Origin of the sequence: Azotobacter chroococcum (assembly GCF_004339665.1) — a bacterium.
GTDB classification, from domain to species: domain Bacteria; phylum Pseudomonadota; class Gammaproteobacteria; order Pseudomonadales; family Pseudomonadaceae; genus Azotobacter; species Azotobacter chroococcum.
The window spans coordinates 1-21,246 of record NZ_SMMU01000049.1 but is presented as its reverse complement, the minus strand read 5'-3'; the positions used below and the strand labels follow the sequence as shown (position 1 = coordinate 21,246).

General features: G+C 63.8%; 18 protein-coding genes, 1 pseudogene and 1 riboswitch. Of the genes and pseudogenes, 12 read left to right on the top strand and 7 right to left on the bottom strand.

Going from position 1 to position 21,246, the window contains the following annotated elements; translation table 11 throughout:
• A pseudogene (locus EV691_RS21125) lies at positions 1-196 on the top strand (2,3-bisphosphoglycerate-independent phosphoglycerate mutase); the annotation flags it as partial.
• A 226-nt stretch (positions 197-422) separates the two neighbouring features.
• Positions 423-1,565: a lactonase family protein gene (locus EV691_RS21120; protein ID WP_242672610.1), complete on the top strand. Its 1,143-nt coding sequence runs from the start codon at positions 423-425 to the stop codon at positions 1,563-1,565.
• A gap of 121 nt (positions 1,566-1,686) precedes the next feature.
• On the opposite strand, the gene EV691_RS21115 is transcribed toward EV691_RS21120, so the two are convergent.
• Complete coding sequence (locus tag EV691_RS21115) at positions 1,687-1,965, bottom strand: hypothetical protein (RefSeq protein WP_131300557.1); 279 nt, start codon at positions 1,963-1,965, stop codon at positions 1,687-1,689.
• On the opposite strand from EV691_RS21115, the gene EV691_RS21110 reads away from it, so the two are divergent.
• From EV691_RS21110 to EV691_RS21095, 4 genes are all read left to right on the top strand, one after another.
• Entirely contained in the window at positions 1,950-2,771 is an 822-nt protein-coding gene (locus tag EV691_RS21110) for an NAD-dependent epimerase/dehydratase family protein (protein ID WP_131300559.1), read from the top strand. The two genes, EV691_RS21115 and EV691_RS21110, sit on opposite strands and share 16 nt — an antisense overlap.
• A 43-nt stretch (positions 2,772-2,814) precedes the next feature.
• The gene (locus tag EV691_RS21105) at positions 2,815-3,708 is read left to right on the top strand and encodes an SMP-30/gluconolactonase/LRE family protein (RefSeq protein WP_131300561.1); all 894 of its coding nucleotides are present in this window, start codon (positions 2,815-2,817) and stop codon (positions 3,706-3,708) included.
• A gap of 215 nt (positions 3,709-3,923) precedes the next feature.
• The gene (locus tag EV691_RS21100) at positions 3,924-5,315 is read left to right on the top strand and encodes an MFS transporter (protein WP_242672611.1); all 1,392 of its coding nucleotides are present in this window, start codon (positions 3,924-3,926) and stop codon (positions 5,313-5,315) included.
• Between the two features lie 327 nt (positions 5,316-5,642).
• On the top strand, positions 5,643-6,500 hold the full coding sequence (locus EV691_RS21095; protein WP_242672613.1) for an aldose 1-epimerase: 858 nt from the start codon (positions 5,643-5,645) through the stop codon (positions 6,498-6,500).
• Between the two features lies 1 nt (position 6,501).
• Here the strand turns inward: EV691_RS21095 and EV691_RS21090 are convergent, their stop codons facing one another.
• The 3 genes from EV691_RS21090 to EV691_RS21080 are packed head-to-tail and all read right to left on the bottom strand — an operon-like array spanning position 6,502 to position 11,545.
• Positions 6,502-6,798, bottom strand: a complete 297-nt coding sequence (locus EV691_RS21090; protein ID WP_039804382.1) for a DUF2149 domain-containing protein — start codon at positions 6,796-6,798, stop codon at positions 6,502-6,504.
• Complete coding sequence (locus tag EV691_RS21085; RefSeq protein ID WP_131300565.1) at positions 6,795-7,247, bottom strand: MotA/TolQ/ExbB proton channel family protein; 453 nt, start codon at positions 7,245-7,247, stop codon at positions 6,795-6,797. The genes EV691_RS21090 and EV691_RS21085 overlap by 4 nt, the downstream gene beginning before the upstream one ends.
• A 2-nt stretch (positions 7,248-7,249) precedes the next feature.
• Positions 7,250-11,545, bottom strand: coding sequence for a cobaltochelatase subunit CobN (locus EV691_RS21080; protein ID WP_242672614.1), 4,296 nt, complete (start codon positions 11,543-11,545; stop codon positions 7,250-7,252).
• A 105-nt stretch (positions 11,546-11,650) separates the two neighbouring features.
• Positions 11,651-11,783, bottom strand: a riboswitch (cobalamin riboswitch).
• Between the two features lie 242 nt (positions 11,784-12,025).
• Between EV691_RS21080 and cfa the strand changes: the two genes are divergently transcribed.
• From cfa to EV691_RS21060, 4 genes are all read left to right on the top strand, one after another.
• Positions 12,026-13,189 carry a cyclopropane fatty acyl phospholipid synthase gene (gene cfa, locus EV691_RS21075; protein ID WP_131300566.1) on the top strand — a complete coding sequence of 388 codons (1,164 nt, stop codon included), beginning with the start codon at positions 12,026-12,028 and terminating at the stop codon, positions 13,187-13,189.
• 12 nt (positions 13,190-13,201) lie between these two features.
• Complete coding sequence (locus EV691_RS21070; RefSeq protein ID WP_089168048.1) at positions 13,202-13,423, top strand: DUF2970 domain-containing protein; 222 nt, start codon at positions 13,202-13,204, stop codon at positions 13,421-13,423.
• A 220-nt stretch (positions 13,424-13,643) separates the two neighbouring features.
• Positions 13,644-15,302, top strand: coding sequence for a nitrite/sulfite reductase (locus EV691_RS21065; RefSeq protein ID WP_131300568.1), 1,659 nt, complete (start codon positions 13,644-13,646; stop codon positions 15,300-15,302).
• Positions 15,286-15,783, top strand: coding sequence for a DUF934 domain-containing protein (locus tag EV691_RS21060; protein WP_089168046.1), 498 nt, complete (start codon positions 15,286-15,288; stop codon positions 15,781-15,783). The genes EV691_RS21065 and EV691_RS21060 overlap by 17 nt, the downstream gene beginning before the upstream one ends.
• A gap of 55 nt (positions 15,784-15,838) precedes the next feature.
• Here EV691_RS21060 and sohB read toward each other — a convergent pair whose 3' ends face one another.
• A complete protein-coding gene (gene sohB / locus EV691_RS21055; RefSeq protein WP_207390257.1) occupies positions 15,839-16,861 on the bottom strand; it encodes a protease SohB in 1,023 nt (340 codons plus the stop codon).
• Between the two features lie 202 nt (positions 16,862-17,063).
• Between sohB and EV691_RS21050 the strand changes: the two genes are divergently transcribed.
• Both EV691_RS21050 and EV691_RS21045 read left to right on the top strand, forming a co-directional pair.
• A complete protein-coding gene (locus EV691_RS21050) occupies positions 17,064-17,774 on the top strand; it encodes a histidine phosphatase family protein (RefSeq protein ID WP_207390258.1) in 711 nt (236 codons plus the stop codon).
• Between the two features lie 53 nt (positions 17,775-17,827).
• On the top strand, positions 17,828-18,142 hold the full coding sequence (locus EV691_RS21045; RefSeq protein WP_039804396.1) for an SCP2 sterol-binding domain-containing protein: 315 nt from the start codon (positions 17,828-17,830) through the stop codon (positions 18,140-18,142).
• A gap of 108 nt (positions 18,143-18,250) precedes the next feature.
• Here EV691_RS21045 and nudC read toward each other — a convergent pair whose 3' ends face one another.
• Positions 18,251-19,081: an NAD(+) diphosphatase gene (gene nudC, locus EV691_RS21040; protein WP_242672615.1), complete on the bottom strand. Its 831-nt coding sequence runs from the start codon at positions 19,079-19,081 to the stop codon at positions 18,251-18,253.
• Positions 19,082-19,231: 150 nt separating this feature from the next.
• Complete coding sequence (locus EV691_RS21035; protein WP_423220372.1) at positions 19,232-20,866, bottom strand: FimL-related protein; 1,635 nt, start codon at positions 20,864-20,866, stop codon at positions 19,232-19,234.
• Positions 20,867-21,246 lie beyond the last annotated feature (380 nt).

Here is a 21,246-nt window from a genome sequence, read left to right as displayed (position 1 = left end):
GATGGAGGACGAGAGCACCGGCCAGGCGCACACCGCGCACACCTGCGAGCCGGTGCCGTTCATCTATGTCGGCCAGCGCCCGCTGCGCATCCGCGATGGCGGCGTACTGGCCGACGTGGCGCCGACGATGCTGAAGCTGCTCGGCCTGCCGCAGCCGAAGGAAATGACCGGCCAGCCGCTGATCGAGCCGGCCTGAGGCTCCGCCTCGCCGGAAGTGCTACAGCTTCATGGAGACACGGATGGCATGTCCGGGGCCATGCCATTCAGGACGGGGCGACCTTGAGCGCATCTCCCGTCCTTGCACGCGGTGCCGCTGCCGATCCAGGCGGCGCCCACCGCACGCCCCGATCACAACAACAAGTCTTTGAAGGCGAACTCCCCAGATGACAAAAACAACATCGCAGCGGGCCGCTGCACTTTGCATGCTTGCAGCCCTCCCCTTCGCCGGCATGGCGGCGGCGCAGACCTATCCGCTGTGGATCGGCAGCTATACGGCCGGCCCCAGCGAGGGAATCTACGTGCACAGCTTCGACAGCCAGCACGGGACCATTTCCAGCGAGCCGCTGCAGGTGGTGAAGACGGAAAATCCCAGCTGGCTGGCCTTCTCTCCCGATCGCAAATATCTGTTCGCAGTCAATGAAAACGGTCTGGGCCAGCGCGACATCATCGGCCGCGTCACTTCGTTCCGCGTCGACCCGGCCAAGGGCACCCTGGAAAAGATCAACGATGTGAAGTCGCTCGGCACCGAACCGGCGCACCTCAGCGTCAGCGCCGACGGCACGCACCTGTTCGTCTCCAACTACTCAGTGGCGGCCGATCCGGGCGGCACCCTGGTGGTGATCCCGGTGGACGGTGAGGGCCGGCTGCAGCCGGTCAGCCAGGTCAAGACCCACCGCGCCAGCCAGGTCCATCCCGAACGTCAGCAGTCGCCCCACGTGCATTCGGCGGTCGAATCGCCCGATGGGCGCTATGTGTTCGCCCAGGACCTCGGCGCCGACAAGATCTACATCTATCGCTACGATCCGGCGGCCCACCCGGAGCATCCGCTCAGCGCCAGCAAGGAGCAGCCCTTCGTCCAGCTGCCCGAAGGTTCGGGACCGCGCCACCTGGTGTTCAGCCCGAGCGGCAAGCAGGCCTACGTGACCCTGGAGATGCAGGGGACGATCGCCGTCTTCGACCATGCCGACGGCAAGCTCACGCTCAGGCGGACCGTCCCGCTGGCTGCCGAGGACTTCAAGGGCCAGAACAAGGCCGCCGCCCTGCACGTCTCGCCGGACGGCCGCTTCCTGTACGCGACCAACCGCGGCACCGCCAACCAGCTGGTGGTCTTCAGGATCGACCCGGACAACGGGGACCTCAGTCTCGTCTCGCATCACTCGGTGGAAGGCGAGGAACCGCGCGAATTCACCTTCGATCCGAGCGGCCGCTTCATCCTCGTCGCCAACCAGAACAGCAACGCGATCGTGGTCATGGAGCGCGACCCGGCCACCGGCCAGGCGGGCAGGATCACCCAGACCCTGCCCTTCCCTTCGCCCTCCGATGTGAAGTTCACCACCAGCCCCTGAACTCTCGCGGCCGGCTTGTCTGACAGGCTGGCTGCATCCCTCCCCCGCCCAGGATCCGCGAAACCGCGGATTCACGGACGGGCGGCAGACCGGCGCAAGCCACGTCATCATACGACACCATTCACAAGGCCTTGCCCCAGGCGCCCTTTTCCGGGGCAGACGACGACAATCGCGCAAAACCTGCCAGCGATCCCGGTTCAATGCTGCCCAACCGAAGCGGACTGGCTTGCGCACAACAATCAAAGCAGCCCATCAGCCAGCGCATTCGATAGCAGCGCCCGCCACGCAGCGTTGACAACGGCGTCCTGCCCTGCCGATAATCGATCCACGTCATACGACGACGTATGACAAATTTCAAAAACAACAATCCGAGCGGTTCCAGCCATGCCCCATCCAGCATCCAGCCCCGTCCTCGATCGTCTCCTGCTCACCGGCGCGGCCGGCAACCTCGGGAAGATCCTGCGGGAAAGCCTGCGTCCCTACGCACGCATCCTGCGTCTGTCCGACATCAGCCCGATGGCGCCGGCTGCCGGCGACCATGAGGAAGTGGTCACCTGCGACCTGGCGGACAAGGCCGCGGTCCACGCCCTGACCGAGGGCGTGAACGCCATCGTCCACTTCGGCGGCATCTCGGTGGAACGGCGCTTCGAGGAGATTCTCGAGGCCAATATCCGCGGCACCTTCAATATCTACGAAGCCGCCCGCCGGCACGGCATCCGCCGCGTGGTGTTTGCCAGCTCCAACCATGTCATCGGCTTCTACAAGCAGAGCGAGAAGCTCGACGCCAGCGTCGTCCACCGTCCCGACGGCTACTACGGCCTGTCCAAGGCCTACGGCGAGGACATGGCCAGCTTCTACTTCGACCGCTACGGCATCGAGACGGTGAGCATCCGCATCGGCTCCTCCTTCGACGAGGCGCAGAATCGCCGCATGCTCAGCACCTGGCTGAGCTATCGCGACCTCACCGACCTCATCGGCCACGCGCTGTTCACCCCGAACGTCGGCCACACCATCGTCTACGGCGCCTCGAACAACCGCGACCAGTGGTGGGACAACCGCCTGGCCGCGCACCTGGGCTACGAACCGCAGGACAGCTCGGAAATCTTCCGCGCCAGGGTCGAGGCCCAGCCGGCTCCGGCGACGGACGACCCGGTGGCGGTCTACCAGGGCGGCGCCTTCACTGCCGCCGGCCCCTTCGACGACTGACCGATCCGCACACGCGCCCATAACGACAAGAGACAGCGCCGCCATGCACGCCGAACTCGTTCTCGACGCCCGCAACGGCACCGGCGAAAGCCCGGTGTGGAGCGTGGCCGAACAGGCCCTCTACTGGGTCGACATCCCCGCCCGCCGCCTGCACCGCTGGCGCCCGGCGGACAACGCCACGCAGAGCTGGGAAGCCGGCGAGATGCTCGCCTGCATCGCCCGTCACCCGGCGGGCGGCTGGCTGGCCGGCCTGGAGAGCGGCCTGTTCCACCTGCAGCCCGGCGCCGATGGCCGCCTCGCCGCCACCCGTCTGGCCGACATCCGTCACGCTCTGCCCGGGATGCGCTGCAACGACGGCCGCTGCGACCGCCAGGGCCGCTTCTGGGTCGGCAGCATGCACAAGGACATGGCCGCCGGGCACCGTGCCGGCATGCTCTACCGCTTCGTCGGCGATGCCGGCGGCGTGCCGCTGCTGCCCTGGCTGGACGACCTCGTCGTTCCCAACGGCCTGGGTTTCAGCCCCGACGGGCGGACGATGTACCTGTCCGACTCGCACCCCTCGGTACAGGCCATCTGGGCCTTCGATTACGACCCGGACGACGGCGTCCCGCACAACCGCCGGCTGTTCGTCGACATGCAGCGCCATCCCGGCCGTCCCGACGGCGCGGCGGTGGACGAAGACGGCGGCTACTGGATCTGCGCCAACGACGCCGGTCTGGTCCACCGCTTCACCCCCGACGGCCGCCTCGACCGCTCGCTGGCCGTGCCGGTGAAGAAGCCGGCGATGTGCGCCTTCGGCGGCTCCGGCCTCGACACCCTGTTCGTCACCTCGATCCGCCCGCAGGGCGTCGACCTCGCCGACCAGCCCCTGGCCGGCGGGGTGTTCGCCCTGCGCCCGGGCGTTCGCGGCCTGGAGGAACCCGTGTTCCGGGGCTGAACCGGCCCTGGCAGATCCGCAACCGCTCCAACAAAAACAATCAGGAGACTCGCTTCATGATCGGCAAACGCAACAAGCCATTGCTCGCTCTCCCGCTCGCCTTCCACCTGCCCGGCTATCCCGCGAGCCCGCCCGACTAAGTAACCGATCGGAAAGCTTCCTGAACTCGTACTGCTCCGAACTGCAATCCCCGCATTTCGGCGGCCCGGATGGGCATGCGCAGAAAAGAGGGCGAACTCTTTTTCTGCAAGTCCTCATACCGGCAATACAACAAAAACAACTGGGACAAAGCGATGACAGCTCAGATTGCTCCACCCCAAACAACCTTGATCGGCAAATATCGATGGGTTATTTGCGCACTTCTGTTCATTGGCATTGGTATCAATTATATCGATCGCCAAATGATAGGCATCCTCAAGCCTACCTTGCAGGCCGATCTGAAGTGGACCGAAACCGATTATGCCTCCATCGTTTTCTGGTTTCAGTGCGCCTATGCAATCGGCTTTCTAACTTTCGGGCGAATCATCGACCGGCTTGGTGTGCGTGTCGGCTATGCAATTGCCTTTACCATCTGGACAATCGCCACCATCGGTCATGGCCTCGTCCACACGGTCGTGCAATTCGCCATAGCACGCTTCACCCTGGGCTTCGGCGAGTCCGGCAGTTTTCCGGCCAGCCTGAAAGCCGTTTCAGAATGGTTCCCGCAAAAGGAACGCGCCCAGGCTACGGGCATTTTCAATGCCGGTACCGCGATGGGGCCCATCATCACGCCACTGCTTATTCCAGCCATCACATTGGCCTGGGGCTGGCGGGCGGCATTCATCTCCATCGGAGTAGTCACGTCCCTGTGGTTGGTCGCCTGGCTACTGGTCTATCGCCGCCCGCACGAACATTCGAAAGTCGGTGCTGCGGAACTCGCGCATATCCGCTCCGATGACGCCCTATCAATACCCTCGGAAGCCGGCGCTTCGGTGAAGGTATCCTGGCTCAAGCTCCTGACGTTCAAGGAGACCTGGGCCTACGCCCTGGGGAAATTCCTGACCGATCCGATCTGGTGGCTGTATCTGTTCTGGCTCCCGGATTTTCTCGGCAAGACCTACGGCCTCGATCTGAAAACCTTTGGCCCGGCACTGATCGCCATCTACATCTTGGCGGACGCCGGCTCGATCATTGGTGGCTGGGGCTCATCAAGACAAATGAAAGCCGGCCGCTCCGCGAACGCGGCACGAAAAACCACCATGCTCGTCTGCGCCTTCATGGTCGTACCGATCATCACCGCCCAGTTCGTATCGAATGTGTGGCTTGCCGTCCTGATCATCGGCTGCGCCGCGGCTGCACACCAGGCCTGGTCGGCCAACTTGATGACCTTGCCGTCGGACCTTTTTCCAAAAGAGGCAGTAGCCTCCATTATCGGCATAGGGGGTACTGCCGGAGCCATCGGTGGAATGTTGATGTCGACCTACAACGGCTACATCTTGGAGGCATTCAAGTCTTACCAGCCCATCTTCATCGTGGCCGGAACGACTTATCTGCTAGCGCTTCTTGCCATCCATACACTGACTCCGAAGCTGAAACCTGTGCCGTTGGAAAAAATGCAAGCGAAATAGAGCAAGTGTCCCCCGGTAAAGCCGGGGGACTTATATTTCTGGCGGTCGCCAAATAAATACAAATGCAGTATCCGATCATTTCGGCAAGGCGTTGTCATGTTCCAGGCACCTGAATTGAAGTTTTCCTGAATTTGCTCCGCTCCGGACTGCCCATCCCCCACACTTCGGTAGCCTGCATGGCGATGTGCAGGAGAACTATCGCCGGCAACGTGGACAAGTTCTCCCTGCCGGCGATCCCCTTCTTCGTGTCGGCCGGCGCGAGCATGGCCGAGAGGGGCCTGTCCCGCCCCGCCGGGTATTTTCATGTTTACGCTCTCGGAGGCTCCCATGTTGATTCTGCAAGACCGCCTGACCCGCCTGGCCCTGGCCCCGGAGATCGGCGGCAGCCTGGCCGGCTGGGATGTGCTGGATTCCGGCCGGCCCCTGCTGCGCCCGGCGTCGGCCGACGACCTCGCCAGCGGCAGCCCGCGCCGGCTGGCCTGCTATCCGCTGGTGCCCTGGTCGAACCGCATCGACCGGGGCGGCTTCGCCAACCCCGACGGCTGGCTGGCGCTGGCGCCCAACAGTCCGGGCGAGCCCTGTCCGATCCACGGCAGCGCCTGGCAACAGCCCTGGACGCTGGCCGAGCACGACGCCCGCCACGCCTGTCTGGTGCTGGACAGCCTCAGCCCGTTTCCCTACCGCGCCGAGCAGCGCATCGGCCTCGACGAGGGCCGTCTCGACCTGGAGCTGGAAGTTCGCCATCTGGGCGATACGCCGGCCTGGTACGGCCTCGGCCTGCACCCCTATCTGCCGCGCACGGCGGCCACCCGGCTGCAGGCGCTGGCGAGCGGCGTCTGGCACGAGGACGGCCGCCGGCTGCCCGAGCGCTGCATCGACCTGCCGGCGGACTGGGACTTCAGCGAGCCGAGCGCCCTGCCGCAGGCGACGGTCGACCATGCCTTCGACGGCTGGGACGGGCGCTGCCGCATCCTCCAGGCGGATGCCGGCTACGCGCTGGAGTGCCGGGCCGAGGGCGCCGGGCTGTTCCTGCTCTACACCCCGCAGGGGCGGGAGTTCTTCTGCTTCGAGCCGGTCAGCCACCCGGTCAACGCCCACCACCTGCCGGGACGGCCGGGACTCCGACTGCTGGAGCCCGGGCAGCGCCTGCGCCTGGGCTGGTCGATGCACTATCGCCCCTGGTGACTCACTTGCCGATCAGGATCAGCTTGCCGGTCTGCGGGTCGCGGTAGACCTGGCCGACGCTCTCCAGGCCCTGACCGGCGGCACCGTCGAGGCTGTCCGGCAGGCGCGGCAGCTCGCGGCCGCGCTCCACGGCCACCGGCTGGCGCTCGGCCTTGAGCTGGGCCAGCAGGTCGGTGCGCGCCGCCAGGGCCACCAGCAGGCCGCAGGCGAACACCAGCATCAGGTCGACCAGATTGGCCACCGAGCCGAGCGGGTCGGTGTCCACTTCGTCGAAACGGCTCGATCGCCAGCGGCTCATCGTGCGCCCTCTGTCTCGCGCTCCATGGCGTCCAGGAGTTCGTCATACCAGCGCCGGCGCAGGCGGCCGAGGACGAAGCCGGCCATGCCGCCGAGCAGGCCCATGACGGTGGCGTCGAAGGCCACCCGCATGGCCACGCCGAGCACCTTGAGGTCGCCGTCGCCGAGCGCCGCCAGGCCCGGGCCGAGCGGGATCAGGGTACCCATCAGGCCGAGGATCGGCCCCAGCCGGGCGATCAGGTCGGAGCGCTCCAGGCGCCGCCGGGCGCGCCGCTCGACCTCGGGCGCCGGCAAGCGGCGCCAGCGCGCCAGGCCGCCGAAGCGCTCGCCGCAGGCCACGCCGACGTCCCAGACCGCCAGCGCCAGCAGCACCAGCATGGCCACGGTCACCGGCTCCAGCAGCCAGCCGACCAGGTGGTGAATCCAGGCGAAGATCGCACTGTCCAGCATCCTCACACTCCTTTCGCAATGCGCGGGCCGCGCCCGCGCCAGATCCCCAGGCCGAGCAGCAGCACCAGGCCCGCCAGCGCCAGCCAGAGGCGCTCGTCCGCCGCCTGGGCCGCGCCTTCTCCCGCATCGGCCTTCGCCTGCACGTCCTGTCCGGACGCCTCGTCCTGCGTCGCCGGCTGCAGCTCGCTGAGCGTGCTCGGCGACGGGGCTTCGGATGCCGGCCGCTGAGCGGCCTGCAGGCGCCGCTCGAGGCCGGCGCGCAGTTCGGCCGGCAGTTGCGGCAGCAGCCACTGCAGCATCGGATGGTCGGGGCGGGTATGGCCGCTGCCCGGCAGGCCGTGGGCGCCGACCAGACGGGCGAACTGCTCGCCGAGCTGCTGGACGGTGGCCTCGTCGGCCTGCCAGAAGCCCTTGTGGATCGCCACCAGCATCAGCGCCAGCATATTGCTCTTCACATGCACGTTCTGCCCCTGCTCCAGGAAGTCGGCCAGGCCGATCTGGTAGCGGTCGTCGAGGTACACCGCCTTGACCTCCGCCCAGGCGCTGTCGCCGATGATCTCCGGGTTGGTCACCTGCCAGCCCCAGAGGTACTCGAGGAACTCGCTGCCCATGGTCCGCGCACCGGCGTAGTCGTGGCGCATCAGCGCCTCGATCCAGGCCGGGTTGAGGAAGCGCCCGCGCAGCTCGGCCAACAGCGCCTGCGCCAGCGGCTGCAGGCGCACCTGGGCCGGATCGTTGTGCCAGGCGACGAAGTTCTCCGGCACCTGCCCGGAAAGCTGCTCGACCGCCAGGCTCAGGCCGCCGAGGTAGTCGAAGGCGTCGTTGTTGTCCATCAGCCCGTAGAGGTTGCTGGAGCGGCCCAGGTAGGTGCGCCGCACCTGCTTGAGGTTGTCGGCGAAGGCCGCCTGCGCCGCCTCGCCCTGCTGGGCGAGGCCGTAGGCGTGGCCCATGCGGGTGACGTAGGCGCGAGCCAGCTCGCCGCGCTCCTGCCAGCTGCCGGAGCGCTCCACCAAACGGTTGATGCCGGCCCCGTAGGCGCCGGGCGCCACGCCGAGCAGGCGCAGCGCGGCCAGCCGTCCGGCCTCGCCGGCAGACAGGCCGGTCTTGAGGCGCCCGGCGGCATCCTCGACCCAGTGCGCCGCCACCCGGTTGTCGTCCAGGCTCTCGCTGCCGCCCTCGCCCATGCCCTGCAAGGGCGCCAGCGCCTCGGCCAGCGCCGGGCGCAGGGCCGGGTAGTCGCGGCGGATGCGCTCGGCGGAGGCGTTCAGGGCCAGCAGCACGGCGCGCTCGAGCAGGGCCAGCTGGTCGGCGTAGAGGTCGCGGAACAGCCCGGAGGTGGTGAACAGCAGGTCGCGGCGCTGCTCGCCCGGCGCCAGTTCGCGCAGGCGGATGCCCTCGACGATGCCGCGGCTGTTCCATTGCGGCTCGACGCCGAGCAGGTCGAGGCCGAAGGCGATCATCGCGCCCTCGTCGCGCACCGTGTCCGAGGCCCAGAGGATCACCGCCTCGCGACCGTCCGCCGGCAACGGCCGGGCCCGCGCCTTGGCGGCCATCTCGCTGCCGATGCGCCAGCCGATGCGGCTGGGCAGCAGGCTGCTGTCGAGGGCGTGGAAGTTGCGCCCGGTCGGCAGCGCCTCGGGGGTGCGGATCGGGTCGTTGCCCTTGCCGGGGGCGACGAAGCGGCCGTCCAGCGCATTCAGCAATGCCGCCATCTCGGCCCGCGGCGAGTCGACCAGCACCGGGCGGAAGGCCTCGCCCCCCTCGCCCATGGACCTGATCAGGGTATCCACCGCCTCCGGCTGCCAGGGCTTGCCGAACACGTGCAGGCCCATGGGCATGAAGCGCTCCTGAATGGCGGTCAGGTAGTGGCCGAGCTCGTGCACCAGGAGGTCGTCGTCGGCCTGCTCGAAAGCGATGCCGCGCGCCGCCAGCGGCTCGGCCATCGATTGGCGCAGCTCCGGCTCCAGCCCGGAGCTGCCGATCAGCCGGCGGATCTCGGCGATGGTCGCGCGCCGCGCCGGGCCGTCCACCTGCCCGCTGCCAGCCTCGAAGCTCTCGATCAGCTGGCGCAGGCGCAGCAGGTCGTCGTAGAGCGGGGTGGCCACCAGCGGCGGGGTCAGGTGGTCGATCATCACCGCCAGGCCGCGGCGCTTGGCCTGGATGCCTTCGCCGACGCCGTCGACGATGTAGGGGTAGATGCTCGGCAGATCGCCGACCACCTGCATCGGGTAGTCCTCGTCGCTCAGCCCGGCGCGCCGGCGCGGCAGGAATTCGTAGGTGGAATGCCGGCCGAGGTGGATCAGCGCATCGGCGCGGAAGCCGTCGCGCAACCAGTGGTAGAAGGCCAGGTACTGGTGCGGCGGCGGGAACACCAGATTGGCATGCAACAGTTCCTGGTCGATCTCCCAGCCGCGCGGCGGCTGCGGGCCGACGAACACCTTGCCAAAACGGATGCCCGGCAGCAGCAGGCGCTCGCCCTGCACCATCACCCGTCCCGGCGCTTCGCCCCAGCCACGCAGACCCTCGATGCCGGTGGCTGCGAGCGCCTGCACCAGCGACTCGGCCTGCGCCCAGTCGGCCTGCCCCGGCGCCTCCAGGGCGGCGCGGTAGAGGGTTTCGAGCTGGGTCAGCAGGTCCAGGGCGCGCGAGCGCGCCGGGTGCACCACGCCATCCAGCACGTGGTGCAGTTCGCCGGAGCCGTTCTCATAGAGACCGCGGGCGATCTCGCTGCGGCCGCTGTCCAGGGCACGGCGCAGCTGGGCGTGCCAGTAGCCCAGCGGTCCCTGGACCATCTCCGCCTGCAGTGCCGCCGGCAGGGTTGCGAACCAGCGGCGGTAGTCCTCGCCGCTCAGGGTCTGCACCTTGTCCGCCATGGCCGCCAGGGCGTCGCCCTGCTCCGGCAGGTTGACGCCGCGCTCCTGCAGCAGGTCGAGCAGCGCCGCCGGCGACTCGGGCAGCGGACCGGTGTCGTAACCTTCGGCCTTGAGCCGGGTGAGGATCTCGAACAGCGACTGCGGCACGTCGAGGTTGTCCGCGCCGATGTTGTGCCGGCCCGGCGGGTGGTTGTAATAGACGATGGCCAGGCGCTTGTCCGCATTGGCCTTCTGCTGCAGCGCGCGCCAGCGCTGGATGCGCGCGGCGAAGGCGTCGAGCTGTGCCGGCAGCGGCGCGGCGACGCCGAAACGGATGCCCGACCGCGGATCCTCCTGGCGCTCGTGCCAGGCCGCCAGCACCGTGGCCTGACTGCTGCCCTGCAGTTCGGGCATGGCCAGCTGGTAGTGCACCTTGTCGCGCGCCAGACCGTCGCCGGACAGCTGCCAGCCGGTCTCGTCGCGATCCTCCAGACGCAGGCCCTTGAGCACCGGCACGTTCAACTGCTCGAACAGCCCGGTGACCTCCTCGCGGCCTTCGCCGCCGCCGACCACGAAGTCCTGCAGCACGACGATGGCGGCGAGCGGCGGGTGGCGTCCCTCCTTCAGCCAGCGTACCGCCTCCAGCGAGCCCGGCCCCCAGTCGGCGAACAGGCTGGCGCAGGCCAGACCACTGCTTTCCAGGCGCTGGCAGAGGGCGTCGTTCAGCTCGCGATCGCCGGCGCGATCGGCGCGGCCGTGGTCGATCAGCGCCACCAGGCCGTCGCCGGCAAACTGCAGTTCGGCCTCGGCACGCAGCGCACCCTGCTGGTGGAAGCGCAGCGACGGGCGCGCCTGCACGGCCGGGACCTTCACATCCGGGTCATGGCGGGCCGCCAGCCAGGCCAGCAGAGCAGCGATGTTGTCGATGCCGCCGGCCTGCCAGTAGCTGCGCGCGGCGATCCATTCGGCCTGGCGCGGATGTTCAGCCTGCCGGCGGGCGATCCAGCCGGCCAGCTCGCCCTGCGGACGCAGCCGGCCGAGGGTCTCGACCGCCTCGCGCGAGGCGAACAGCGGGCGCCCACGGCTGCGGCTGAGCTGCACCAGGGCATGCTCACTGTGCATCAGAAAGCTGTCCGCCGGCGCGACCTGGCCGAGCATCGGCCCCAGGCGCTCCACCTCGGCACCGAACAGGCCGACGCCGAGCAGCGCCCGGCCTTCGCCCAGCCAGGCGCGCAACGCCGGCTCGTCGAGCTCGGCGAGCTGCTCCGGGGTGCGTGCGCTGATCTGCCAGTGCGGATTGTGCTGCTGGAACTGCGCGACGGCGCCGGCGAACTCGGCGGCGCTGTAGCGGGAAACGATGGCGTTGAGCTGTGCCGCGGACGCCCAGGGCGCGAGCAGCCCGAGCAGCAGGGCCAAGCCGAAGCGGCGGAGAAAAAGAGAGGTCATGCCCAGTCCCGGGTCGAAGGCAGCGGGCACGCGAAACGGACGCAGCGCCGGCGGAAAGACACCGGAACAATCGGGGCTGGCGACCGCACGGCCGCCCACCGCGGCCTGCATCGGGAGAACGGGCTGGTGTCGGGCTCGGCCGTGAAACGGCCCTACCGTTGCGGGGGCAGCGTCAGCCTGGACTGACTTCCCATTTACCCCGGACCTTGATCCGGGCACCGCGCTCTCCATGTCGCCGGCCAGGGGCCGGCAGGGGCGCCACCTTACGCGGCGCGTGACGGCCGGGCAAGCGCAATGCCTCGGGCTGACGGCCGGTTCGCCGACGGTTTTCCGACGGCCCTGCCCCGGATTATTGGCCGTCGTGCCACTCCCTGCCTAATCTGACTTTGCTTGGGCGCGTTGTTTCGACAGGCCGCCGGCAGATTCCGAAGTGTCATCCCGGAGACCGATCCGGTAGAGCCAGGTCAGGATGGAACAACCATGAGCCGAGAATTCACGTTCAACGCCGGGTCCAGCTATCTTTCGCAGGACTCCGGCCTGCATCGCCTGATGGTCGAGCTTCTGCAACGGGCAGACATCCGCATCGGCGGCAACCGTCCCTGGGACATGCAGCTCAAGGCTGGCGGAGTGCCGGAGCGGGTCTTCGCCCAAGGCAATCTGGGGCTGGGCGAAGCCTACATGGAGGGCGCCTGGGAGGCGGAGCGGCTGGACGAATTCTTCTTTCGCCTGCTGTGCGCCGGCATCGACCAGCAAGTGAAACCGGCACGACTGATCTTTCATGCGTTGCGAGCGCGCCTGCTCAACCTGCAGAGCCGCCGACGCGCCTGGCAGGTCGGCGAGGCCCATTACGATCTCGGCAACGACTTCTACGCGGCCATGCTCGACCCGCGCATGACCTACACCTGCGGTTATTGGCGAAGCGCCAGCAGCCTGGCCGAAGCCCAGGAGGGCAAACTGGAGTTGATTTGCCGCAAGCTCGGCCTGGAGCGCGGCATGCGGGTGCTGGACATCGGCTGCGGCTGGGGCAGCTTCATGGGCTACGCGGCGGAGCGGCATGGCGTGCATTGCGTCGGGGTGACGGTTTCCCGGGAACAGCAGGCCTGGGCCCGGGAGCGCTACGCCGGCCTGCCCGTGGAGTTCCGCCTGCAGGACTACCGCGAGATCCAGGGCCGCTTCGACCGCATCGTCAGCATCGGCATGTTCGAGCATGTCGGTCGCAAGAACCACCGCCACTTCTTCGAGGTCGCCGCGCGCTGCCTGGCCGACGACGGCCTGTTCCTCCTGCACACCATCGGCAAGAACCAGCGCCACTCGACGTCGGACCCTTGGATCGACCGCTACATCTTTCCCAACGGCGACCTGCCCTCCCTGGGACAGATCGGCGATGGACTGGATGGCCTGTTCATCCTCGAGGACCTGCACAGTTTCGGCGCGGACTACGATAGGACCCTGATGGCCTGGCACGCCAACTTCGAGGCGGCCTGGCCGCGCTTCGCCAGCACGCTGGGAGAAAGGTTCCGGCGCATGTGGCGCTACTATCTGCTCTCCTGCGCCGGAGCCTTCCGCGCCCGCAATCTCCAGCTCTGGCAGTATGTGCTGTCGAAGAACGGCGTACCGGGCGGCTACCAGCGCCCGCAACTCTGAGGCGAAGCCCCCATGGACGACGACCGCGACGACGACAAGCCCCTGACGTTCCGGCAGATGCTGCACAGCGTGCTGGCCGCCGCCCTAGGCGTGCAGAGCGGCAAGAACCGGACGCGGGACTTCTCCCAGGGCAAGCCCAGCCATTTCATCCTGCTGGGGGTGGGCTTCACCGTCCTGTTCGTGCTGGTCCTGGTCGGCGTGGTCAAGCTGATCCTGCATCTGGCCCAGGCCTGAACCGAGCCCCTTCCTTTCCTCATCACAGAAGCCAGTTCGGAGCGGACTTGCACTTCGGAGTACTTCCGTACACCGCTCAATAACAAAAAACTCTAGTGTTATAGAAAAACATTACTTTTACGTATAATCCTGAACTGCTATCGTGACCCGCTCTCCGAAATGCGGTGCGCGGCCGTGCGCGCAGAAAAAGCAGTAAGCAGCCTGACCGACAGGACACTTCATGTACGTATATGACCAGTACGATCAACACATCATCGAGGACCGGGTCCGCCAGTTCCGCGACCAGACCCGCCGCTACCTGGCCGGCGAGCTGAGCGAAGAGGAATTCCGTCCGCTGCGCCTGCAGAACGGCCTGTACGTCCAGCGCTATGCTCCCATGCTGCGCGTGGCCGTACCCTACGGACTGCTGTCCTCCCGCCAACTGCGCAAGCTGGCCCAGATCGCCCGCGACTACGACAAGGGCTATGCCCACATCAGTACCCGGCAGAACGTGCAGTTCAACTGGCCGGAGCTGGAGGATGTCCCGGAGATCCTCGCCGAGCTGGCGACGGCGCAGATGCATGCGATCCAGACCAGCGGCAACTGCATCCGCAACACCACCACCGACCAGTTCGCCGGGGTGGCCCACGACGAGCTGGTGGATCCGCGCCCCTGGTGCGAGATCATCCGCCAGTGGTCCACCTTCCATCCGGAATTCGCCTTCCTGCCGCGCAAGTTCAAGATTGCCGTCAACGGTGCCGTGAGCGATCGCGCCGCCATCGAAGTGCACGACATCGGCCTGGAGGCCGTGCGCAACGGCACCGGCGAGCTGGGCTTCCGCGTCTCGGTGGGCGGCGGCCTGGGCCGGACGCCGATCGTCGGCAGCTTCATCAACGAGTTCCTGCCCTGGCAGCACCTGCTCACCTACCTGGACGCCGTGCTACGGGTCTACAACCGCTATGGCCGCCGTGACAACAAGTTCAAGGCGCGCATCAAGATCCTGGTCAAGGCGCTGACGCCCGAGGTGTTCGCCGAGCGGGTCAATGCGGAATGGGCCCATCTCAAGGACGGCCCGAGCACCCTCACCGAGGCGGAAGTCGAGCGCATCAGCCGCTGCTTCGTCGATCCGGCCTATCAGGCCCTCGAGGACCAGGACGCCACCCTCGCCCGTCTCGACGCCGAACACCCGGGCTTCGCCCGCTGGCGCGCGCGCAACGTGGTCGCCCACAAGAAGCCGGGCTATGCTGCCGTGACCCTGTCGCTGAAACCCACCGGCACCGCCCCGGGCGACATCACCGACAAGCAGCTGGACGCCCTCGCCGAGCTGGCCGACCGCTACAGCTTCGGCGAGGTGCGCAACTCCCACGAGCAGAACATCATTCTTGCCGACGTCGAGCAGGCCCGCCTGTTCGAGCTGTGGGGCGAGCTGCGCGAGCTGGGCTTCGCCACCCCGAACGTCGGCCTGCTGACCGACATCATCTGCTGCCCGGGCGGCGACTACTGTTCCCTGGCCAACGCCAAGTCGATTCCGATCGCCGAGGCCATCCAGCGCCGCTTCGACGATCTCGACTACCTGTTCGACATCGGCGAGCTCGACCTGAACATCTCCGGCTGCATGAACGCCTGCGGCCACCACCACGTCGGTCACATCGGCATCCTCGGTGTGGACAAGAAGGGCGCGGAGTTCTACCAAGTGTCCCTCGGCGGCAGCGCCAGCCGCGACGCCAGCCTGGGACAGATTCTCGGCCCGTCCTTCGCCCAGGAAGAAATGGCCGAGGTGATCGAAAAGATCGTCACCGTCTATGTGGAAAAGCGCGTCGAGGACGAGCGTTTCATCGATACCTTCCGCCGCATCGGCATCGAACCGTTCAAGGAGCGCGTTTATGCAGCGAATCATTAAAAACGGCCAGGTGATCGACGAAACCTGGCACCTGCTGGACAAGGACGCCACGCTTGATGGCCTGTCCAACTCCGACGATCTGATCGTCCCCCTGGCCCTGTGGCGCGAACATGCCCACGCCCTGAAAGTCCGCGACGGCGGCTTGGGCGTGTGGCTGGACAGCGACGAGGAAGTGGAGGAAATCGCCGAAGAGCTTGGCAACTTCAAGGTCATCGCTCTGAACTTCCCCAGCTTCACCGACGGCCGCCATTATTCGAGCGCCCGCCTGCTGCGCGAGCGCTATGGCTACCAGGGCGAGATCCGCGCCATCGGCGACGTGCTGCGCGACCAACTGTTCTTCATGCAGCGCTGCGGCTTCGACGCCTTCGCCATCCGCGCGGATCGCGATCCCCACGACGCCCTGCAGGGCCTGCAGGATTTCTCGGTGTGCTATCAGGCTGCCGCCGACCAAGCCCCCCTGTTTCGCCGCCGTCAGGCCTGAGGCTCGGCCCGCTCCTCAAAAAGAAGCCCCGCTTGGCGGGGCTTCTTTTTTCCGATCATTGGTAACGACTCTGATTCAAACGCTCCCACCAGTTCAGGAGAATGCGGTCCACAGCCAGAGCAGCCCCCAAGCCAAAACGCTCCGGCAGGCTCTTCTTCTCGGCATAGTGCAGTTGAAACAGCTCCGCATTCCCGGCCTTCTCTGCCAGGTACTCGTCACTGGTCATCAACTCGTCGACCAGCCGCTTCTCCAGTGCGCTCTGCCCGAGCCAGATCTCGCCGGTAGCGATTTCGTCGATGGACAATTGCGGCCGGTAGCGGGCAACGAAGTTCTTGAACAGTTCATGGGTAGTTTCCAGGTCCTCTTGGAACTTCTCCCGACCTTTCTCGGTGTTCTCACCGAATACCGTCAGGGTGCGCTTGTACTCTCCAGCAGTGAGCACCTCGAAATCGATATCATGCTTTTTCAGCAATCGGTGCACGTTGGGCAACTGCGCCACTACACCGATGGAGCCGAGAATGGCGAAGGGCGCGGAGAGAATCCGCTCGCCGATGCAGGCCATCATGTAGCCGCCACTGGCCGCCACCTTGTCGACGCATACGGTCAAGGGTACCCCCGCCTGACGGATACGGACCAACTGCGAAGCAGCCAGGCCATAGCTGTGCACCAGGCCGCCACCGCTTTCCAGACGCAATACGACTTCATCCTGGGGACTGGCCATGCTCAGCAGGGCAGTCACCTCATGACGCAGCTTGTCGGTGGCGGTGGCTCGAATGTCCCCATCGAAATCCAGCACGAAAACCTTGGACTTTTCCTTGCCCTCCTTGCGTCTGCGCTTCTCGGCCTTGGCCTCGGCCTTGCGCTGCTCCTTCAGACGGTCTTTATCCAGTACCGCCTGTTCCAGACTTTCACGCAGGGATTTGTAGAAATCATTGAGCTTGTGCGCTTCCAGATGTCCATCGCCCTTGTGGCGACTCCTGCTGCGCAATGCTGCAATGGCGACCAATATCACCAGAATAGCCACCAGCACTGTCAGAGTCCTGGCCAGAAATCCGGCATAATCGAGAAGAAACTCCACAGCCATCCCCTTGATTCAATACGTAAATAAAACACCCGATCGCGAGCGCTGTCGAAGCCTTCAAGCATACCGAGAGGGTTATGCTGCGACCAGCACAATAGAAGGAAGCAAAGTCTCCATGGACGCCGCAGGACCAAGCATTGACAGTCTTCCACCCGACCTCCTAACCTCGGGAAAAAACAATAACCACAAGGATAGGGACGTGGGCAGCATCTATTTGATTCGACATGGCCAAGCCTCGTTCGGTGCCTTGGATTACGACGTGCTCTCGCCCTTGGGCAAACGCCAGGCCGAAATACTTGGCGCGCATCTGAGCCGCTTGGGGGTCGGCTTCGATCGCTGCATCAGTGGCTCGCTCAAGCGCCAACAGCACACCGCCAGCGCAACGCTGGAACAACTGCACCTAGCCGGCATGAAAACCCCGGCAATAGAAACCGATCCCGCTTTCGATGAGATCAATATCGACGCAGTGCTCCAGACCCATCTTCCAGACCTGTTTCCCGCCCATCAGGATCTGCAACGAGCCCTGCAGCAGGCAGCCGCACAACCGAGCAGTTTCCAAAGGCTGTTCGGCCAAGCCATCGAACAGTGGATTTCCGGCAAGCACGAGAAGGCAACACTGGAAAGCTGGAACAGTTTCCGTGAGCGAGTTCAAGACGGCTTCAATCGCCTGCTGGTCGATGCCCCGCCACAGGCACGGATTGCCGTGTTCACGTCCGGTGGGCCCATCATTACCCTGCTTCACCTGATTGCAGGCATATCCGCCCACAGAGCATTCGAATACGCTTGGCAGATCGCCAATACATCGTTCAGCCAGTTAAGATTCCAAGGTAATGTAGTGACACTGACGTCTTTCAACAGCCATGCGCATCTGGAAATGATGCAAACGCCGGAACTAATCACCTACCTGTAATATTCCGTAGCTTTTGCAAACTGCACACAGCCCCACCTCAAAAGGATCAACAAATGACTTCTGTTGCCGACATCATCGAAACCATGAAATCCAGGTTTGATCCCAGTGCCGCCTCCGGCCTGGACTTGATATTCCAGTTCACAATCAAGGATGCTGACAATCATTATCTGGTCGTCAAGGATGGCACCTGCGAGGTTCACCACGGTGATGCTGACGAGCCCAATGTCACCCTGCTCATGGACAGCAAGACCTTCAAAGGCATTACCACCGGTGAAATAGGCGGCATGCAGGCTTTCATGTTCGGCAAGCTACGTGCCGAAGGTGATGTGAAGCTGGCAATGAAGCTGAGCGAACTGTTCCCGTTCTGAGTCTGGCCCCTTGGCTAGATCAAGTTGTTCACGACAACAAAACGGTTGACCGTATCGCACGCTCAAAACTCTAAGAGCCCCCGGCTAACCGGGGGTCACCTTGTTTATTCAGCTTGGTAAAAGTGGCTCATGAATGCCAAGACGCTGCGCCCGATAAAGCTCAATCAAATAACGAGCAATCGAGTAGCTCGATGGCAGTGTCGGCAAGTCGGCCAAGTCGAACCAGCGAGCATCCTCTATCTCCTCGGGCTGAAGGACGATCTCACCTCCTGCGAATTCAGCATGAAACCCCAGCATCAGCGAATGAGGAAAAGGCCAAGATTGGCTGGCGATATATCTTGGGTTCCGAATCTCGATGCCAACCTCTTCCCGCACCTCTCGCACGACACATTGTTCAACAGTCTCACCCGGCTCGACGAAACCAGCCAAGGTGCTGTAGACGCCAGTGGCAAAACGCGGCGAACGAGCTAAAAGTATTTGATCATCACGAGCAACCAATACGATCATGCTCGGTGCCAACTGTGGATAATAATGCGCTTCGCAACTCGGGCAATGCATCGCCCGCTCTTTTGACAGCAGCACCGTCCTCTCTCCGCAACTGCCACAGAAACGATGCTGCCGAGCCCAAGTGCCAATCTGTGCTGCATAGCCAAGCAACTTAAAGATTTTAATGTCACTTTCAAGCATCAATTGACGTAGGGTCTGCCAAGAGCAATCAGCAATCTCGGCTGGACTATCCAAGGCGAGCAAACGAACCGGCTCGCCATCAAGACTCCCGAGCACATGCTCGGCTAGCACCGACAAGTCTTGCCCCTTCAACCACCGGTAGGGAAAGAGCACTCCCTGCGAGCCAAGCAGGAAATGCTGTCGACAATGCGCCAATGCCACTCCGTCCGATGAAAGATCAGCACTTACTCCACGATTCCAGCGTGGGCTCATCATTTAAAGAGATCCTCATGCCCGTTCCTTCGAAAGCTAGCTTACTGGCACCAAACCATCCAGCATTACAGGGGCCAGACTGCTAGTCTGTATCGGCTTTACTATATGCCCTTGGCTTAAATTATCATGAAAAAAACACGACAACACAAATCAGGCCAGTGCAGGCTTGGTTAGGGCGCATAGCGTGTCACTGGCAAGATCAAGGATATGAAGCTGGGCATCAGGCGCACCACCTTCCAAATAATACTCTAGGCTGGTCAAGGCATCGGCCAGGGTCTCGAGCATGGGTTCGGCAGGTATTTGCTGAGCGTCTAGCATTCGGGACTGAATATATTCCGCACAGGCACCAATCAGAGAGGCAGCACGCTCCAGACCAAGAAACCAGAGACCTCCACGCACCGCATCCAGACTGATTGGCACGTTGGCCAAGTGTATTCTTTCTCCTTGGGACTCCAGATAGGCCACAATAGCCCGCTTGGCAAGCGCAAGACTGGCCTTGGCCTCATCCAAAACAACAATTCGTGCCTCGGTTAATTGATGTCTAGCAAAGCAGTCAGCCTCTTGTTCGGGTTGCAGGGAGCGCTCACTACACTCAAGGCCAGCAACCACACCCTCCACATGCAATAAGGCCTCTGCCAAGCGGGCCAGAAATAGCGAATCGAGAGATTGTTTCAGGGTCTGGCCTACCAAGGTCGGCAACAATCCCTGTAAAAGGTTACCTGCCGAGATCAAACCAACCATCGTGAGCGTTTTCGCCAACCTCCCCAACGAAATCTGCAAACCGCTCAGATGTTCCTCCTGCCCGTAACCACGTGCAATGAAATCTATGGCATCTTTAATGCCAGCTAATTCCTCGCGAATAGCAGAAGATAAGGAGCGCATAACTGCCCTGCCAGGACCTGCCAGACGCAGATATTCTTTCTCCAAGAAGCGATCAGTAAATGGCAATGCCTGAAGCCCAAAAACCTCTCGTAACTCCTTGACGCGCGGACCGCAGCTCTCCGTTAAAGCCACCAGATAAAGCAGCTCTCTCAGCATGCTCTGAGGAGCCTCATAATTGGAGCAAGCCAAGGACTGTTTAAGCTCACGCTCGACGCGAGCAAACAAGTACTTTCGCGACTTACGTGCTGATAGCCGGCCATCCAACTGGGCCTCAAGTGCCGCAGCACAGACCCAAAAAAGACGCCCTTGGGGTTGACCGGCGAAGATCCTATCCAATCGTGACATTGCACGAACCATAAGACCTATGCTGGCGGGTACGCCTTGCTCACGAATAAAACCAAGCAAGCCGATTTGATACATATGCCTCAATCGTGCCACTTCATCAGCCTGAATCTCTTGACCCTTTATAGAGTTACAGACTGGGCGACCCACATCGAGGTGAATGCTGAAGAATTGGCTTTCGGGCAATGGGGCGAAACCCGCAGCCTGGCGCAACTCATTGACCGCCGGCAACAATAACTCCGGCAGGCCTTGGTGACACACATCAACGCTCTCGAGATATCGGCGCAGTATATGCAGCGCATTGCTCAAAGCTGCTAGTTGACCATCCTGATTCTGCCCAACACCTACAGGTATATCTATTGTCTGCTGTAGTACTTCGAGAGCAAGCAATTCGGCCCCCGCCAACTCTATCAGACTGAGAATACCGCGCACCTGCTGTAGGTTGTCGACGACCCGCTGCAAAAGACTGCCGTTGTGGCGCTCGACTATAAATTGCTCGAGCCTCTGCTCAGCCTCCTCAATGGTGGCGAACAGTTCATCACGCACCAAAGTGAGAGACATAGCATTGACCATGAATTTATTACGCCTCCCGCATTTAATTTCTCTTAATTATTAGCCATCGAAGCCGCACTTTGCTTGCAGATAGCATAGCTCCACAGCCCATCAAAGAGCCTTGTTTTTACGCAAAATAAGACCTCACCAAAGCTAAGCAACTATAACAATTAGCATACTGCTCACAATGCGATCTAGTACGCGGCTTCAAGGTAACAACCTATAAATGCATGGCTGTCACCCGAGGAGCATCTGCCGAATAGCCCATGAAAATTGTTCGGTCGGCTGAAAAAGAAAACCCCCGAGCCATGGCTGGCTCGGGGGTTTGCAATAGGCGCTTGACGATGACCTACTCTCGCATGGGGAAACCCCACACTACCATCGGCGAT